The organism is Paenibacillus sp. FSL M8-0142 (assembly GCF_038597315.1).
Taxonomy (GTDB): domain Bacteria; phylum Bacillota; class Bacilli; order Paenibacillales; family Paenibacillaceae; genus Paenibacillus_AQ; species Paenibacillus_AQ lactis.
The window spans coordinates 4,339,863-4,357,295 of record NZ_CP152008.1 but is presented as its reverse complement, the minus strand read 5'-3'; the positions used below and the strand labels follow the sequence as shown (position 1 = coordinate 4,357,295).

Below are 17,433 nucleotides of genomic sequence, written 5' to 3'. Positions count from 1 at the left end.
GCATGGCGGAAGTCCCGGCATGTGATGAGGTAATATGTATTCCTGAATGGAAGTCATCGATAGTAAGGGCGTGGCAAATGGGTTGTCATTGCAGTCAATTGCAGTCATTTGCACGCCCACGCTCTAGGAACGGGCTCGCTGCGGCGTGTCCGTTTTGTTCGTTTACCAGCTCGTTGACACCTCCCGAGTCCGTCACCTTAAAGCCGATATTTCCGGAGGCCGTTGGAAGCTAGACGCCGGACGAGGATGGAACCAAACCAAACAGCTGCTGCGTCACGAAAAGATCAGGAAGCACCCTAGGTCACGGCAAGATCAGGAATATAGGTTTACTTTTCATCCAAACGAAGGTTTAATGAAGGTGAATGAAATTGAAAGCGTTTTAGAAGTACATACGCGAGGGAGGTAATGGAATGCATTCGAGCCAAAGCCAAGAAAGACCTAATATTTTGTTGATTACGGTAGATCAGATGCGTTTTGATTGTCTTAGCATTGCAGGCCACCCCATCGTCGAGACGCCCAATCTGGACGAGCTCGCCCGAAACGGCGTACGGTTCAGCCGCGCCTATTCCGCTACGCCGACCTGCGTGCCTGCACGTGCAGCCATCTTTACCGGACAATCGCAGCGAACTCACGGCCGCGTCGGATATCAGGACCGTGTCCCTTGGAATTATGAGAGAACCTTGCCTGGAGAACTGGCGAGAGCGGGTTATCATACGCAGTGCGTCGGTAAAATGCATGTGTATCCTGCGCGCAGCTTGATGGGATTTCATAACGTAGTCCTCCACGACGGGTATCTGCACCATAACCGCAACAATCACAGCATTCCGATGCGGGAGCACTACGATCAAGTCGACGATTATGTTCCGTGGCTTCGCGAGCGGGTACCCGGTGCGGATCTGATCGATCTCGGCCTTGACTGCAACGCATCGACGGTCGCCCGGCCTTGGCATCTGCCCGAAATGCTGCATCCGACCAATTGGACGGTCACGCAATCCATTGATTTCCTCCGGCGCCGGGACCCCGGGAAGCCGTTCTTCCTGTGGATGTCCTTCGTGCGCCCGCATCCGCCATTCGATCCCCCGCAGGCCTATCTGGACCTGTATGAGGAAGCCGAAATACCGGAGCCGCCGGTTGGAGATTGGGCAGAGAAGGAGGATGTCTCTCAGGCGGGGCTTTCCCCGGTCACGGGGCGGGGAATCGTGCCCAAACGGCGTCTGCGTAAAGCAATGGCGGCCTATTACGCCCTGATCACGCATTTGGATCATCAGATCGGCCGTTTCCTTCAAGCGCTGCACGAATATGGGAAGCTGAACAATACGGTGATTGTGTTCACCTCCGACCATGGCGAGCTGCTCGGGGACCACCATTTGTTCCGAAAATCTCTGCCGTACGAAGGAAGCGCCCATGTGCCGTTTATCGTAAACGATCCGGGGAACCGGTTGGGATTAAAACGCGGCCTGGTGGCGGATCAACTGGTGGAGCTGCGGGATATCATGCCATCGCTGCTTGAAGCAGCCGGTGCGCCTGTCCCGGATACGGTGGAAGGACAGAGCATCTGGGGGCTCGCATCGGCAGAACAGGGAGGGAAGGAAGGAGCCGTGGCCTGGCGCAGCCACCTGCATGGAGAACATGCTCAAGGGCTTCAGTCGAGCCACTGGGTCACGGACGGGAAGGAGAAGTTCATCTGGTATTCCCAAACCGGCGAGGAGCAGTTCTTTGATCTGGAGCATGACCCGCAGGAGCTTCACAATGCAATCGAGGATGAACCGCATCAGGAGCGCATCAATCATTGGCGATCCGTCCTGGTTCGGGAGCTGGAAGGGCGCGAAGAGGGCTATACGGATGGCCGGAAGCTCATTGCAGGCCGCCAGCCGAAAGCCGTGCTGTCGCATATCCGGGTGTGAGGTTGAATGCCCGCATGTTTTCGAATCCGTCATCCGAAAATGACGCAAAGTCGTGAAGGGTTCCCTGGGCCTGCACGCACTTCAGGTATACTTTATGTATAATGACAGTATGGTCATGTCGCTTGGAGCAGCTGAATTTCGATAGAAAAGGATGCGATACAATGAAAAAGATCATGAACAAACCGGAGAACCTCGTCAAGGAAATGTGCAGCGGTTTTGTCATGGCTCATCCGGAGCTGGAGTTTGACCCGAAATATACGTTCATTAAGAAAAGGGAGCTTAATCAGGATAAAGTCACCCTGATCAGCGGCGGGGGCAGCGGCCATGAACCGGCGCATGCCGGCTTTGTAGGGAAGGGAATGCTGGACGCGGCCGTCTGCGGCGACGTGTTTGCTTCGCCATCCCAGATTCAGGTATATCAGGCGCTCAAGTCAACGGCAAGCCGCAAGGGAACGCTTATGATCATTAAAAATTACAGCGGAGACATGATGAATTTCAAGAATGCCGCTCATCTGGCCGGCGAGGACGGTCTTCAGGTCGATTACGTCAAGGTTGATGACGACATCGCCGTGGAGGACAGCCTGTATACCGTAGGGCGGCGAGGCGTGGCAGGAACGGTGCTGGTACATAAAATCGCCGGTGCAGCCGCTGAGGCCGGGCTGTCTCTGGAAGAGGTCAAGGCCGCGGCGCAAAGCGCGATTGCCAACGTCAAAAGCATCGGCTTCGCGCTCACCTCATGCACGGTGCCTGCCAAAGGCACTCCGACCTTCTCCATTGGCGGTGAGGAGATGGAATATGGGGTCGGCATCCATGGCGAGCCGGGGATCCGGCGGGAAAAGATGCTGTCCGCCGATGAGCTGGCGAAGCGGATGGTAGCGGAGCTGCTGGAAAGCCTGCAGGCCGGGGGCGCTTCCGTGAAAGAGGTTGCCGTGCTGGTCAACGGATTCGGGGGAACCCCGGTCCAGGAGCTTTACTTGCTGAACCATGCGGTTATGCGGGAATTGCATCGCCTGAATGTGGCGGTATACCGGGTTTTTGTCGGGAACTATATGACCAGCATTGATATGGCAGGCGCTTCGCTATCCATCATGAACTTAAATGATGAACGGAAGCGCTGGCTGAGCGCGGAATGCAGCACGCCGGCCCTCGTCGTCCGGGAGCTGCATGATCATTATCCGGTCCGTTACATCGGAGAAGCGGCGGAGAAGGACAGCACGAAGCCGGTATCGTTCCGGACGATAACCGACGAGGCATATGCGGTCATTCAAGAAGACCGTCTGTCGCTTCACAATCTGATCTATGCAATCGATAAAATGAGCGAAATCATTATTGAGAATGAAGTTCCGTTCTGCGAGCTGGATGCCCATGCAGGTGACGGCGACTTCGGCATGAGCGTGGCCAAAGGCTTCAAGCAGCTCAAAACCGAATGGGACGATCTGCTATCCCAGGCGAAAGATATGGGAAGCTTCTTGGGGGCATGCTCGCTGGTCATTATGGAGCACTGCGGAGGAGCATCCGGTCCGATATGGGGCTCCGCCTTCCGCGCAGCGGGCAAATACGCCGGCAGCCGTACGGAGCTGACCGTATCGGAAATCGCCGATATGCTGGCTGCGGTCGTTCAGGGCATCCAGGAGACGGGGGAACGATCCTTCGGCAGAGGAGCCGTCGTCGGCGACAAGACGCTGATGGATGCCCTGATCCCTTATGCGGAGTCCTGGAAGGCGAGCGCAGGCTCCGGCGAGGATTTGATCGAAGCCGGCGTGAATGCGGCCCGGGCTGCGGTGGAAGGCGCGAAGCGGACGGAAACTTTCGCAGCGCGGATGGGACGGGCCGGCACGGTCGGCGAGCGGAGCATCGGGTATCCCGACGCTGGTGCCCATGCGCTCGGCGTCATATTTACGGCGCTCTCTGAGTCTTTTCGGAAATAGCCCCTTGCAGCTTCTCCCAGGCATGGAAAGACGACCTCGGCTCTTTAATTTCTTGGGGTTGAGCATGTATTCTTCCGGGGCTGGTATTTATCTGCTGCCGGGCCGAAACGAAAAATCCCAAGGAAGCAGAGCGCTGGATGCATGGGGACGGTGAGCACAATAGGCCGGGCACAATTGGATGGGAGCAACTGCCTGGCAATTGGATGGTGTGCGGGTCCCGTTTGTTCATTATAATGAAACTTGAAAGTAAATCGCCGGATCAACTCATGGAGCCGCTCCATGGGGGGTTAGGTCACAATGAATAATCGAATGGGGTTGTATGGGGATTGGTTATGTACATCATCGTGATCGCCCTGGCAATCATCGGGGGCGTATCCACGCTGCTGGTGGGATTGTCCAAGGAAAACCAGAAAGAAAATCCGAACTATATGCGCAAAACCCGAAAAAATCTAACGAAGCTGCTCATTATCTATCTGGCTTCCATCATTGCGTTCATCGCGATATGGCTGATCTTTAAATGACGATAGGCGCGCAAGGCTCCCGGTCAAGCACCGGGAGCCTTTTGCGTGGTTACGTCATTGCGTGGTTACGTCATTGCGTGGTTACGTCATTGCGTGGTTACGTCATTGCGTGGTTACGTCATTTGCGTGGTTATATCGTTGCGTTGGTTACATCATTGCGCGGTTACTGTAATGCGTGGTCAGCGTAGTAGGCGAGGTCTCAGTTTAAGATGGACCTTAAGGCAGCGGCGAACCGGGAGATGCCCTCCGGGATATCCTCCGTATTCGCCCGGCCGTATGTGAAGCGCACGTGGCCGGAGGCAGATCCGTAGACACTGCCCGGAACGAAAACCATGCCGCGCTGAATACAGGCTTCAAGGAGCTTGCCGTCATTCACCTCGGGCGCGATGGTGCACCACAGATGCAGTCCGCCCTCCGGGTGTCTCCAGCGAATCATGCCGGGGAGCTCACGCTCCAGTGCGGCGATCGTTAAATTGCGTTTATGGCGCAATCTGGACCTCAGCCGGTCGATGTGGGGGAGGAAATAGCGGGAGTTCAAAAATTGGGCCGCTACCTGTTGGGGGACGACGCTTAATCCGAAATCCATCTGCTGCCTCGCGTCGGAGAGCCGTTTGACGATCGAATGGGGGGCCACCATCCAGCCGACGCGCAGTCCGGACGCCGCCATTTTCGAGAAGGAGCCGATGTAGAGAACGGAGCCGGCGCGGTCGGCAGATTTCAAAGAGGGCGCTGGCTTTCCGTCATAAGCTGTCATGCTAAACGGATCATCCTCAACGATCGGCAGTCCGAGCTCGCCTGCAATATGCAGCAGCCGCTCCCTTCTTTCCGGAGAGAGCAGGGCCCCCGTCGGATTCTGGAAGTTTGGATTGAGAAAAATCATTTTGATGCGGTGTTTATGATACAGCTCGTAAATGTCATCCGGATGGATGCCCTGTTCGTCGACGGGAAGCCGGAACAAGCGCAGCCCGGCCGATTGGAACATAGGCAGGGAGTAGCAGTACGAAGGATCTTCGATAGCAACCGCATCCCCCGGCGAGAGCAAGCATTGCGTAATGAGATACAGCGATTGCTGGGACCCTGATGTAATTAAAATGGACGATGCCGCCGTATGGATGCCCCGGTATTCCCGCAAAAATGAAACGAGCGTATCCCGCAGCGGCTCATAGCCCTGCGGGTTGTCGTATCCAAGATACATCACGGGCCATTTCTCGCTCATGATGGCATGAAGCTCCTCGAGCGGCGACAATTCGGCGGCAAGCTCGCCGCCTGCAAAATCGATCATCGAAGGATCGAGCTCAAGCGCCTCGCGGATTCTGCGCAAAAAGGGCGGGCTTGGAAGAAAGCTGCCGCCTTCGGCATAACGGTGCCAATTCGGCGTATGCTTTGGCGTGACGCCCCACTTCGTGACGCTGACTCGCGTGCCGCTGCCTGGACGGCTCTCCAGAATTCCCAGCGAGCGAAGCTCCGAATAGGCCAAGACCACGGTGCTGCGGTTGACACCGAGCTGATCCGCCAGCTTTCGTTCCGACGGAAGCACGCTGCCGGCCGGGAACTCGCCGTAAGCGATTTTTTGCTCCAGTTCATCGGCGATCTGTTTATAGAGAGGTTTGGCACTGGTCCGATCAAGTTCCCACAAATTGTTCATCCTTTCGGTTGAAGATGGTTGCGGCGCTTTTGTTATCATACCATCCTTCGCAAGCCTCATCGCTTTTCAATATGTAACATAATGATGACAAATTCCATATAGGTTGCTGCATATTGGCTGGCCTCATAGGTACGCGCTTGGTAAGTTAGACGATGAGCAGGGAGGAAGCTATTTCTGCGCCTTTAACTGCGTTAGGGCCGCTTTAAGCTCGGGATACCGGAATCGGAAGCCGTGGTTCAGCGCTTTTGCCGGTACGATGCGCTGGCCCTTGAGCAAAATGAGCGACATTTCGCCGAGGGCCCCCTTAAGCAGAACAGCAGGGAGGGGAAACCAATGCGGCCGGCGGTACACGCTGGCGACCGTTCGCCCGAACTGGTCATTCGTGACGGCATGCGGCGAGGCGGCATTAACCGGGCCTGATATATCGTCATGGCGGATGCAGTAATCAATCAAGCCAACCATGTCGTCAATATGAATCCAGGAGAACCACTGCTTGCCGTTTCCGATTTTGCCGCCTGCCCCGAGCTTATAGGGAAGCAGCATCTTCGGAAAAGCGCCGCCTTCATTGCCGAGAACGACGCTGATGCGAAGCTTGATCAAGCGCTCGGCAGGAATGCGGTCCGCTGCTGCTTCCCATTGCTGTACGACACGGGACGGGAAATCCTGAACGGCAGCAGCGCTGGTTTCATCGAATGTCAACGTTTCAGATGTGCCGTAAATGGCCATGGCCGAGGCTTGGACAACGACGGACGGCTTATGCTTCAGGCGGTGCAAAAGTTCAGCCACGGTCAAGACGGTCTGCTGCCGGGAATCCATAATCCGTTTCTTCCCGCGTTCCGTCCAGCGCTGGCTGAGCGATGCTCCGGCCAGATTAATCAGCGCATCCAGATGCTCGAACCGCTCCGGGCTGTCCTTCATATTATCCCAGGTGAGATAAGACAATTGCCCTTGATTGTGCTGAATCGGTAGCTGGCGTCCCGCGTCAGGGAGCGATCTCGTAACGATGATAACCTCATGTCCTTCGCTTAACCAGCGTCTGGATAACGCTTGCCCGATAAAGCCGGTGCCTCCGCATATTGCATAACGCATGAATTTCCGCCTCCTTCATCTGACCCTTATCGATCTGATTTCATCATAGATGACGGCGGGGATGCAATCAACCGCGGCAGGCCCGTCCGCCAGCCCGTTAGGTCGGCGAGGTTGCTTGCGAACGGGCTGCATTTTGCAAAGGCAAAAGGCAAAGGCGTGACGCGCTAACGGCAAAGCTTGGCGGTGCGCCTTCAAAATTATGGGGTCGTATCCTGAAAGGCCTGTCTGACACATTCAAATGCCTGATCCAGCTCGGACTTTCGTATGATGAGCGGCGGAGCGAAGCGGATGGTATGCTCATGGGTTTCCTTGCACAGAATGCCAAGCTTCATGAGCCGTTCACAGTACGGCCGTGCAGGAACGTTAAGCTCCATGCCGATGAACAGGCCTCTTCCCCGTACTTCCTTTAAATCGGGATGCTGGATTGTGCGCAGCCTGCCGGCAAAATATTCGCCAAGCTCCCGTGACCTTTCCGCGAGCTCTTCCTGTTCAAGGACATCCAGCGCAGCGATCGCCACGGCGCAGCCCAGCGGATTTCCGCCGAAGGTTGAGCCATGGGAGCCGGGCTCAAAGACGCCAAGCACGTCTTGATCCGCTGCAACGGCTGAGACGGGAAACACGCCGCCGCCTAACGCTTTGCCCAGGATGTAAAGATCCGGCTCCACCTGCTCCCAGTCGCAGGCAAACCGCTTGCCCGTCCGGCCGAAGCCGGTCTGGATCTCATCGGCGAGCAGAAGGACGCGATGGCGGCTGCATAGCTCCCGTGCTTCCCTTAAGTAGCCGTCCGGCGGGATGATGATGCCGGATTCGCCCTGGATCGGTTCCACCAGAAATGCGGCGGTATTCGGCGTGATGGCCTGCTCCAAGGCATTCAGGTCGCCGTAGGGTACCGGCTTAAATCCCGGCGTAAACGGGCCGAACTCCTTCCGGTATTCCTCCGACGAGGAGAAGGAGGTGATGGTGATCGTCCGGCCGTGGAAATTGCCTTCACAGACGACGACCTCGGCCTGATCCTCGGGGATGCCCTTGTTCCGGTACGCGTAACGGCGGGCTGCCTTAAGGGCCGTTTCCACCGCTTCCGCTCCGGTATTCATCGGAAGAATCAAGTCTTTGCCGGTATAGCTAGACAAACGTTCATAGAAGAAGCCGAGCTGATCATTATAAAATGCGCGCGAGGTCAGAGTCACTTGATCCGCTTGGTCCTTAAGCGCCTGAATGATCCGGGGATGGCGGTGACCGGCATTTAGGGCGGAGTATGCGCTAAGCATATCGATATAGGTATTGCCATCGGCATCGGTGACGTGAACGCCTTCCGCTTTCGTCACGACGACGGGAAGCGGGTGGTAGTTGCGGGCGCCGAACCTTTCGGACCGCTCGATATGGGATATACTGCGGTGCATGCTTTTTCGTCCTCCTTCGGGCCATAAAGAGCATGCAGACGGTCAGTGCCAGCCTGCATACACTTACTTCTCCGGTGTAATACGTCGTAAAGCTTATAGAATTCGTTCCCCCAGCAGGGAGGATATGAGTCCAACCAGGAGCCGGGACGTACGCTGGCCGGAGTCCAGCAGCGGATTGCTCTCCACGAACTCGGCGGAGACGAGGATTCCGGCTTCATGCAGCGTTTCCAGCGCAAGATGTGCCTCCCGGTAGCTGAGGCCGCCCGGCACCGGCGTCCCGGTCCCCGGAGCGATCGATGGGTCGACGCTGTCAATGTCAAAGGAGAGGTGGACGCCATCCGTTCCGGAAGATGCGATGCGAATCGCTTCCTCCATGACACGAAACATGCCCAGACGGTCGATATCCTGCATCGTGTAGCAGGTGATGCCCTCGCGGCGGATCAGCTCCCGCTCGCCCTGGTCAAGAGACCGTGCTCCGATAAGCACAACATGCTCAGGCGATATAAAAGAGCCGTAGCCGCTGATTCCGGTCAGCCGGGCGTCGCCTTTCCCAAGGCCGACAGCCAGCGACATGCCGTGAATATTGCCCGAGGGCGTTGTGTCCGGCGTGTTCAGATCGGAATGCGCATCCATCCAGATGACCCCCAGCTGACGATAGTGCCGGGTTAATCCGGCAAGGGTGCCGATTGCGATGCTGTGGTCGCCGCCGAGCACAAGGGGGAAGTGGCCGGCTTCCGCTGCAGCGTGGATTCTGGCGGTCAGCGCTTCGTTTACGGCGAGGACCTCGTGTAGATTTTTTAGCCGGGCGTCTCGTGCCGTGCCTTTAGCATGCGGCGGCGGAGCAAGCCGTTCGGCGATATATTGGACGCCAAGCGCCTGGAGCTTGCGCGCCAAGCCTGCCCGGAACAGGGCCTCCGGTCCCTGGGCGGCGCCCCTGCGTGCGGCACCCCGGTCGAACGGAACGGAAAAGACGGATACTTGGGAGAATCGATGATTTGTCATTCAATGCTCACCTCCCGTCATGAGTGATACGGTTTTTGGTTTTGGCTGGTTCTGAGGGTCAAGACGCCTTGATCGCTGTTTGCACCCCGCGATGACCAGCCTTGGCAGCGGCATGCTGCGGCCCAACGTCGGGTAGCATACGTATGCTGCACCAAGCCCGCATCCCGCAGCAGAAATTTAAGCGCCCCTGAGTCGTTTGATTCGGTCATCCTCCGGTTCGCTCGAAGCGAATCCGAAAAAATGAGTAAGGTGGTACATGCGAGCAGACGAGCAGTCACGGAAATGGGACGGGGATGCAAGAGCGGGATGGAATGCTGCCTGTCATGCATCATATGCTTTGGCCTAGCTGTATGGCTTGGGCGGTTAGTCAGGCGAAAGGACAAATATGGCGACAGCCTAAAGGACGATCGAAGTTGGCGACATCGCAGATAGGCGACGGTGGGGAGCAAGACAGAAGGCGATGATGAGGGAACAAGACGGAAGGCGACTGCCGGTAATCCATGGAGAGGAAGCAGGACGGGAGATGATTGCAAATAAACAATGGTGAGTGAAGCAATGCGGGAAATAGTACATTTCCAATAGACTGAAATCGCTGTAAAAAAATCCCGGAGTTAAAATGCTTGCGCCATGAAAGCGTTTGTGATATTCTATACCTGTAACCGGTTACACATCGGTTTACATGGATGAGGTGATGACGCAGATGACGACCATTCGAGATGTGGCCAAGCACGTTGGTGTTTCGGTCGCTACCGTTTCACGGGTTTTAAATGGAAACGGTTACGTACATGAGGATACCCGCTCCAAGGTGGAGCAGGCGATCCGCGAGTTGAATTATACGCCCAATGAGGTGGCAAGGTCTTTATATAAACGAAAATCGAAACTAATCGGATTGCTGCTTCCGGATATTATGAACCCGTATTTCCCGCAGCTCGCCCGCGGTGTCGAGGATGAGATGCAGGAGAACGACTACCGGTTGATTTTCGGGAACAGCGATGAAAGCAAGAAGAAGGAAATGGAGTACATCCAGACCTTTATCCAGAACAACGTGGTGGGGGTCATTTCCTCAACCAATGATCCTGACGCCGACATGTATCAGGATTTGAACATACCGGTCGTATTTTTGGACCGGACATCCAATGACCGGCCGTCGGTATATGCCGATGGACGTGAGGGCGGACGGATCGCGGCAAGGGAAATCGTGCGCCGCGGCAGCAAGGCAATCACCTTGATGCAAGGTCCGGCGAACGTGCGGCCGGCGCAGGAACGCTTTGAGGGGGCAGCCGAAGCATTGGCGGAGCAAGGCGCATCGTTTCAGGTGCTGAAGACGACATCCTTTTCGTTATCCCGCGCAGAAGGCTTTGCCCAGGAAGTGTTCCGGCAGTATCCCGATACGGACGGCGTCATTGCAAGTAATGATATCCTGGCATCCGCCGTATTAAAGGAAGCGCATCGGCTGGGAAAGAGAGTGCCGGAGGACGTGCAGATCATCGGCTTTGACGATATTTTGCTCAGCAGCCTGCTGTACCCTTCGCTGTCGACCATTCATCAGCCTGCTTATGAAATGGGCCGGGAGGCGGCCAAGCTGCTGATCGGACTGATTGAGGGAGAACGGATGGAGCGAAGCAGCGTCGAGTTTTCCGTCACATTTATGGAGCGCCAGACAACGAGAAAGGTGGAATCATAATGGCTAAAATAACGGTAATCGGAAGCGCATCCATGGACCTGGTGGTAACGTCCGCCAAGCGTCCGGGAGCAGGCGAAACCGTGCTCGGGGACAGTTTCAAGACGGTCCCCGGCGGAAAGGGAGCGAATCAAGCGGTTGCTGCAGCAAGGCTTGGCGCCGAGGTGACCATGATCGGCCGCGTAGGCGACGATTCGTTCGGCCAGGTCATTTTGAACAATTTGAAAGCGAACGGTATTGTTGCCGACTATGTGGAACCGGTTACAGATATGGAGAGCGGAACGGCTCACATTATTTTGGCCGAAGGGGATAACAGCATCGTTTTTGTGAAGGCAGCGAATGACTTGGTAACGCCGGACTACGTTGACCGGGCCGCCGAGGTTATTCAAGGATCGGATATCGTGCTGATCCAGCAGGAAATTCCGGAGGAAACGGTCGTGCATGTCAGCGATTTGTGTGCGAAATACGGCGTATCGCTTATCCTTAATCCAGCACCAGCCCGGCCGGTGCCGCAGTCGGTCATCGAGAAAGCTGCTTATATTACGCCGAACGAGCACGAAGCGTTGGTTCTGTTTGGCGAAGAGCCTCTCGGCGAGGTGCTGCGGCGTTATCCGAACAAGCTGATTGTGACCGAAGGGAAGAAGGGCGTACGCTATTACGACGGTTCGCAGGAGGTTGTTGTTCCCGGCTACAAGGTCGAAGCGGTCGACACGACGGGCGCGGGCGACACGTTTAACGGGGCGTTCGCGGTGGCCCTTGCCGAAGGCATGAGCCTTTCGGACAGCCTGGATTTTGCCAATCGGGCGGCTGCCTTGTCGGTAACGAAGTTCGGGGCACAGGGCGGCATGCCGACCCGCCGCGAAGTGGAAGGGGGCAGCTTGCGATGAAGAAGAACGGCATGCTGAACAGCCATATTGCGAAGGTGCTGGCCGATCTGGGACATACGGACCGTATCGTTATCGGCGATGTCGGGCTTCCGGTGCCGCCGGGAGTTCCGAAGATCGATCTGGCCTTGCGTCTAGGCACCCCGGGCTTCAAGGAGGTCGTGGATGCCATCGCGGAGGACATGGTCATCGAGAAGGTAGTGATCGCCGAAGAGATGAAGGCTGAAAATAAGGAAACACTGCAATATATACATGATACATTCCGGGATTGCGAGATTGAAGCTTGCCCGCATGAGCGGTTCAAGCAGCTGATGGGAGACGCGAAGGCGGTCATCCGCACGGGTGAAGCGAAGCCGTATGCGAATTGCATTTTACAGGCGGGGGTTCATTTCGGTTAATAAGGAGGTTGCACCATGAACATTGAGATGAAGAATATTCATAAGTCCTTCGGGACAAACCGGGTGCTGGCAGGCGTGGACTTTGATCTCCGGGAAGGAGAGGTCCATGCCCTGATGGGAGAGAATGGTGCGGGTAAATCGACACTAATGAACATCCTGACCGGGCTGCACAGCCGGGACGAAGGCACGATCGTCATCGATGGCCAGGAGACGTACTTCAGCAGCCCGAAGGAAGCGGAAGAGAAGGGCATCGCTTTCATTCATCAGGAGCTGAACATCTGGCCTGAGATGACGGTGCTGGACAACCTGTTTATCGGCAAGGAGCCGACGTCGGGTCTTGGTTTTTTGAACATGAAGCAAATGAAGGCGCTTGCGAAGGAGCAGTTCGGCAAATTATCCGTGAAGATTCCACTGACCCAGGAGGCCGGTGAATGCTCCGTCGGCCAGCAGCAAATGATCGAGATCGCCAAAGCGCTGATGACCAAGGCGAAAGTCATTATCATGGACGAACCGACGGCGGCGCTGACGGAACGGGAAATCGAGAAGCTGTTCGAGGTCATCCGTTCGCTCAAGAAGGAAGGCGTCTCCATCGTCTATATCTCGCACCGGATGGAAGAGATCTTTACGATATGCGACCGGATTACGGTCATGCGCGATGGCAAATCCGTTGATACGAAGCCGATTCCAGATACGAACTTCGACGAGGTTGTTCGCAAGATGGTCGGACGGGAGCTGACCGAGCGCTATCCGGCCCGGCATCCCGTTCCAGGCGATGTGGTGCTGGAAGTGAAAAACATCAGCAGCAAAGGTAAATTCGAGAACGTAAGCTTCTCGGTAAGAGCCGGCGAAATCGTCGGAATGTCGGGACTGATGGGCGCAGGACGCACCGAAATGATGCGGGCCATCTTCGGACTGGATCGGCTTGATAGCGGCGAGATCTGGGTGCGCGGCAAGAAAGTCAATATCCGAAAACCGGATGACGCGGTTAAGCACGGGATCGGTTTTATTACCGAGGACCGAAAGGATGAGGGCCTAGTGCTGGACTTCTCCGTCCGCGAAAATATGGCGCTGACGAATCTGTTCAGCTTCTCGTCCAAGGGGTTCATATCGGCGAAGAAAGAGCTGGATTTTGTGGACACGCTGACCAAGCGCCTACAGATCAAGACCCATACGACCGAGACGCCGGCCCGGAACCTGTCGGGGGGCAATCAGCAGAAGGTCGTCATCGCCAAGTGGATCGGCATTGGTCCGAGCGTGCTCATCCTGGACGAGCCGACACGGGGAGTGGACGTCGGAGCCAAGCGGGAAATATACCAGCTGATGAATGAGTTGACCGAACGCGGCGTAGCCATTCTGATGGTTTCTTCAGAGCTGCCGGAGGTGCTCGGCATGAGCGACCGAATCCTTGTCGTTCACGAGGGCCGGATTTCCGGAGAAGTGAGCGGAGAGAACGCAACGCAGGAACAGATCATGACTCTAGCTACAGGAGGACAATAATATGACAACCATTCATGATGCGAAGGCGGGAAAAGGCTTTAATGTCTCAGGCTTCACGCAAAAGCTCGGGCCGCTGCTCGGACTGATCATTCTCATCGTCATCGTTTCGGTTCTGAATCCGAGTTTTTTGGAACCGCTCAATATTCTGAACCTGCTGCGCCAGGTATCCATTAACGCCCTGATTGCATTCGGGATGACGTTCGTCATTCTGACGGGAGGCATCGACTTGTCGGTCGGCTCCATTCTGGCACTGTCCAGCGCATTTGTCGCCAATATGATGGTGGCGGGCTTCGACCCGATTCTGTCGATTATTATCGGGGTGGCACTCGGCGGTGTCATGGGGATGATTAACGGCCTCATGATCACGAAAGGAAAAATGGCTCCGTTTATTGCAACATTGGCGACCATGACGATTTTCCGGGGGCTGACGCTCGTCTATACCAATGGGAATCCGATCACGGGTCTAGGCGACAGCCTGGCGTTCCAGCTGTTCGGCCGCGGTTATTTGCTGGGCATTCCGGTGCCGGCCATTACCATGATCATCACGTTTGCTGTACTGTGGGTAATTTTGCATAAGACATCGTTCGGACGCAAAACCTATGCGATTGGCGGCAACGAAAAAGCTTCGCTTGTATCCGGTATTAAGGTTTCACGAGTGAAAATTATGATATATTCCCTGGCAGGCATGCTGTCCGCCCTGGCGGGTGCGATTCTGACATCCCGTCTGAACTCCGCCCAGCCGACGGCAGGAACATCGTACGAGCTTGATGCCATCGCCGCAGTCGTGCTTGGCGGTACGAGCTTGACCGGCGGACGGGGACGGATCGTCGGCACCCTGATCGGTGTGCTGATCATCGGTATCCTGAATAACGGACTCAACTTGCTCGGTGTCAATTCCTTCTATCAGATGGTCGTGAAGGGCGTCGTCATTGCGATTGCCGTTCTGCTCGACCGGAAGAAATCGGCTTAAGGGAGAGAGGAACTATGAAAAAAATAACGCTATTGCTCATGTCGCTCATGCTGGTCTTCATCACCGGCTGTTCCCTGGAGCCGCCGGAATGGGCGAAGCCGAAGCGGAGTGGAAACATTGAAGATATGAAGATCGGCCTGTCGATCTCCACGTTGAACAATCCGTTCTTCGTATCGTTGAAGGACGGAGTCGTGGAAGAAGCGGCCAAGCAGGGAATCGAGGTCGTTGTCGTGGATGCGCAGAACGACTCCGCCAAGCAGAGCAACGACGTGGACGATCTGATTCAGCAAGGGGTCGACGCGCTGCTGATCAATCCGACGGATTCTTCCGCCATCTCCACGGTGGTGCAGACGGCGAACAGCCTTGACATACCGGTCGTAACGCTGGACCGCTCTGCGGATAAAGGCGAGGTAGCGGCGCTGGTCGCATCCGATAACGTGAAGGGCGGACAGATGGCTGCGGAATTTATCGTGGAGCAGCTGGGCAAGGACGCCAAAGTCATTGAGCTGGAAGGCGTTCCGGGAGCATCGGCAACGCGTGAGCGCGGCAAAGGCTTCCACGTCATCGCGGATGAGCAGCTGAACGTAGTTGCGAAGCAGGCAGCTGATTTCGACCGGACGAAAGGTCTGACCGTAACCGAAAACCTGCTGCAGGGCAATCCGGATGCAAAAGCGATTTTCGCCCATAACGACGAGATGGCGCTCGGCGCAATCGAAGCGATCCAAAGCTCCGGCAAGGATATTATGGTCATCGGCTTTGACGGTAACGAGGATGCGTTGAAATCGATCGAGGCCGGCAACATGACGGCAACGGTGGCGCAGCAGCCGGAGCTGATCGGTCAGCTTGCGGTTCAAGCGGCGAAGGATGTGCTGCAAGGCAAAGAGGTGGAGAAAAACATCGCCGCTCCGCTGAAAATGGTCGTGAAGGAGTAGTTGTGCAATACGCGTGGCTGGCTAAAGCTTGGTGTGCGTATAATGCCGCTGTGCTGAAGGATTAGAAAGAAGCATGGCCAGCTCAAGTGGGTTTGAAGGCATAAGGAGCGAGGGCCGCAGAAACTGATCTTTAAGAAATTAGGACAGAACGAACGCGGCTCACAGATCTGGCTCAAAGAAGGAATATAGATTTAACGCGGTCCTGGTTGAAAAGCCGGGAGCCGCGTTTTTTTATTGGCTTTTTCCAATGAGAGGCCTTCTGAGAGGATCGTTTGGCCGCAGTTAGGGAGAATCGGTCGGTAAAGTCGCTATGAATGCTCGCTGCAGGGCGAGGGTGAGTCCGGAAGGAGCGAACAAGTCCCGGAAAAGTACTTGTGGAGCGCAAAACGAGCCTGAGAAGGGCGAACAAGTCCCGAAAAGGGACGTGTGGAGCGCAAACGAGCGTAAGAGGGGCGAACAAGTCCCGAAAAGGGACGTGTGGAGCGCAAACGAGCGCAAGAAGGGCGAACAAGTCCCGAAAAGGGACATGTGAAGCGATAACGAGCGCAAGAAGGGCGAGCAAGTCCCGAAAAGGGACGTGTGGAGCGCGACCGAGCCTGAGAAGGGCGAACAAGTCCCGAAAAGGGACGTGTGAAGCGATAACGAGCGCAAGAAGGGCGAGCAAGTCCCGAAAAGGGACGTGTGGAGCGCAAACGAGCGTAAGAGGGGCGAACAAGTCCCGGAAAAGTACTTGTGGAGCGCGACCGAGCCTGAGAAGGGCGAGCAAGTCCCGAAAAAGTACTTGTGGAGCGCGACCGAGCCTGAGAAGGGCGAGCAAGTCCCGAAAAAGTACGTGTCGAGCGCAAACGAGCGCAAAAAGGGCGAGCAAGTCCCGAAAAGGGACGTGTGGAGCGCAAACGAGCGCAAAAAGGGCGAGCAAGTTCCGAAAAGGGACGTGTGGAGCGCGACCGAGCCTGAGAAGGGGGAGCAAGTCCCCAAAAGGTACGTGTGAGCTGCGTGCAGGCAGCGTATCTGAGCTGCCATAAAGTCACTGATCCATCCTTCAATCCCGCAAAAAGGCTTCAACGGAGCAGGCGGAATCATGCCGGAAAAGCGGAGCGTTCTCCTTTGTCCTCTAATTTTAACTACAGATAAGATCATTCCAGAAAATTAGAGGACAACAGAGATTGGAGGCATGATCCGCATGCGGAGTGATGACACACAAGAGGAGACAAGATCCGCATGCAGAGTAATGGCAAACAAGAGAAGGTATGATCCGCATGCGGAGTGATGACACACAAGAGAAGGCATGTTCCGCGTGCGGAGTAATGGCATACAGGAGGAGGCATGATCCGCATGCGGAGTGATGGCACACAGAAGGCGGTATGATCCGCATGCGGAGTGATGACACACAAGAGGAGACAAGATCCGCATGCGGAGTAATGGCACACAGAAGGCGGTATGATCCGCATGCGGAGTGATGGCACACAGAAGGCGGTATGATCCGCATGCGGAGTAATGGCTCACAGAAGGAGGCATGATCCGCATGCGGAGTGATGACACACGGAAGGAAGCATGACCCGCATACTTTTTATAGGACATG

At 55.9% G+C, this 17,433-nt stretch carries 14 protein-coding genes; 10 read left to right on the top strand and 4 right to left on the bottom strand.

The genetic code is table 11. The features are described from left to right. The first annotated feature begins 410 nt into the window (after positions 1 to 410). From NSQ46_RS20135 to NSQ46_RS20125, 3 genes are all read left to right on the top strand, one after another. Complete coding sequence (locus NSQ46_RS20135; protein WP_342574486.1) at positions 411 to 1,904, top strand: arylsulfatase; 1,494 nt, start codon at positions 411 to 413, stop codon at positions 1,902 to 1,904. 161 nt (positions 1,905 to 2,065) lie between these two features. Next, entirely contained in the window at positions 2,066 to 3,832 is a 1,767-nt protein-coding gene (gene dhaK, locus NSQ46_RS20130; RefSeq protein WP_028405246.1) for a dihydroxyacetone kinase subunit DhaK, read from the top strand. Between the two features lie 332 nt (positions 3,833 to 4,164). Beyond that, positions 4,165 to 4,353 carry a hypothetical protein gene (locus tag NSQ46_RS20125; protein WP_007129672.1) on the top strand — a complete coding sequence of 63 codons (189 nt, stop codon included), beginning with the start codon at positions 4,165 to 4,167 and terminating at the stop codon, positions 4,351 to 4,353. Positions 4,354 to 4,552: 199 nt separating this feature from the next. Here NSQ46_RS20125 and NSQ46_RS20120 read toward each other — a convergent pair whose 3' ends face one another. The 4 genes from NSQ46_RS20120 to rocF all read right to left on the bottom strand — a co-directional run bounded on the left by NSQ46_RS20120 (position 4,553) and on the right by rocF (position 9,489). Next, positions 4,553 to 5,989, bottom strand: a complete 1,437-nt coding sequence (locus NSQ46_RS20120; RefSeq protein WP_245256245.1) for a PLP-dependent aminotransferase family protein — start codon at positions 5,987 to 5,989, stop codon at positions 4,553 to 4,555. Positions 5,990 to 6,166: 177 nt separating this feature from the next. Further along, on the bottom strand, positions 6,167 to 7,087 hold the full coding sequence (locus NSQ46_RS20115; RefSeq protein ID WP_342574481.1) for a TIGR01777 family oxidoreductase: 921 nt from the start codon (positions 7,085 to 7,087) through the stop codon (positions 6,167 to 6,169). Positions 7,088 to 7,284: 197 nt separating this feature from the next. Next, positions 7,285 to 8,487, bottom strand: coding sequence for an ornithine--oxo-acid transaminase (locus NSQ46_RS20110; protein WP_342574480.1), 1,203 nt, complete (start codon positions 8,485 to 8,487; stop codon positions 7,285 to 7,287). A gap of 93 nt (positions 8,488 to 8,580) precedes the next feature. Then, complete coding sequence (gene rocF, locus NSQ46_RS20105; RefSeq protein WP_340901013.1) at positions 8,581 to 9,489, bottom strand: arginase; 909 nt, start codon at positions 9,487 to 9,489, stop codon at positions 8,581 to 8,583. Positions 9,490 to 10,189: 700 nt separating this feature from the next. Between rocF and NSQ46_RS20100 the strand changes: the two genes are divergently transcribed. From NSQ46_RS20100 to NSQ46_RS20070, 7 genes are all read left to right on the top strand, one after another. Next, entirely contained in the window at positions 10,190 to 11,173 is a 984-nt protein-coding gene (locus tag NSQ46_RS20100) for a LacI family DNA-binding transcriptional regulator (RefSeq protein ID WP_251536944.1), read from the top strand. Beyond that, positions 11,173 to 12,057 (top strand): ribokinase, encoded by an 885-nt coding sequence (rbsK, locus tag NSQ46_RS20095; protein WP_251536942.1) that lies wholly within the window; start codon positions 11,173 to 11,175, stop codon positions 12,055 to 12,057. The genes NSQ46_RS20100 and rbsK overlap by 1 nt, the downstream gene beginning before the upstream one ends. Next, positions 12,054 to 12,452 carry a D-ribose pyranase gene (gene rbsD / locus NSQ46_RS20090; RefSeq protein ID WP_007129679.1) on the top strand — a complete coding sequence of 133 codons (399 nt, stop codon included), beginning with the start codon at positions 12,054 to 12,056 and terminating at the stop codon, positions 12,450 to 12,452. The genes rbsK and rbsD overlap by 4 nt, the downstream gene beginning before the upstream one ends. Positions 12,453 to 12,467: 15 nt before the next feature. After that, a complete protein-coding gene (locus NSQ46_RS20085; RefSeq protein ID WP_251536940.1) occupies positions 12,468 to 13,949 on the top strand; it encodes a sugar ABC transporter ATP-binding protein in 1,482 nt (493 codons plus the stop codon). A 1-nt stretch (position 13,950) separates the two neighbouring features. After that, positions 13,951 to 14,919: a ribose ABC transporter permease RbsC gene (rbsC, locus tag NSQ46_RS20080; protein WP_007129681.1), complete on the top strand. Its 969-nt coding sequence runs from the start codon at positions 13,951 to 13,953 to the stop codon at positions 14,917 to 14,919. A 14-nt stretch (positions 14,920 to 14,933) separates the two neighbouring features. Then, positions 14,934 to 15,851: a ribose ABC transporter substrate-binding protein RbsB gene (gene rbsB, locus NSQ46_RS20075; protein ID WP_210095682.1), complete on the top strand. Its 918-nt coding sequence runs from the start codon at positions 14,934 to 14,936 to the stop codon at positions 15,849 to 15,851. A gap of 679 nt (positions 15,852 to 16,530) precedes the next feature. Then, positions 16,531 to 16,842, top strand: a complete 312-nt coding sequence (locus NSQ46_RS20070; RefSeq protein WP_213617041.1) for a hypothetical protein — start codon at positions 16,531 to 16,533, stop codon at positions 16,840 to 16,842. The last annotated feature ends 591 nt before the right edge of the window (positions 16,843 to 17,433 follow it).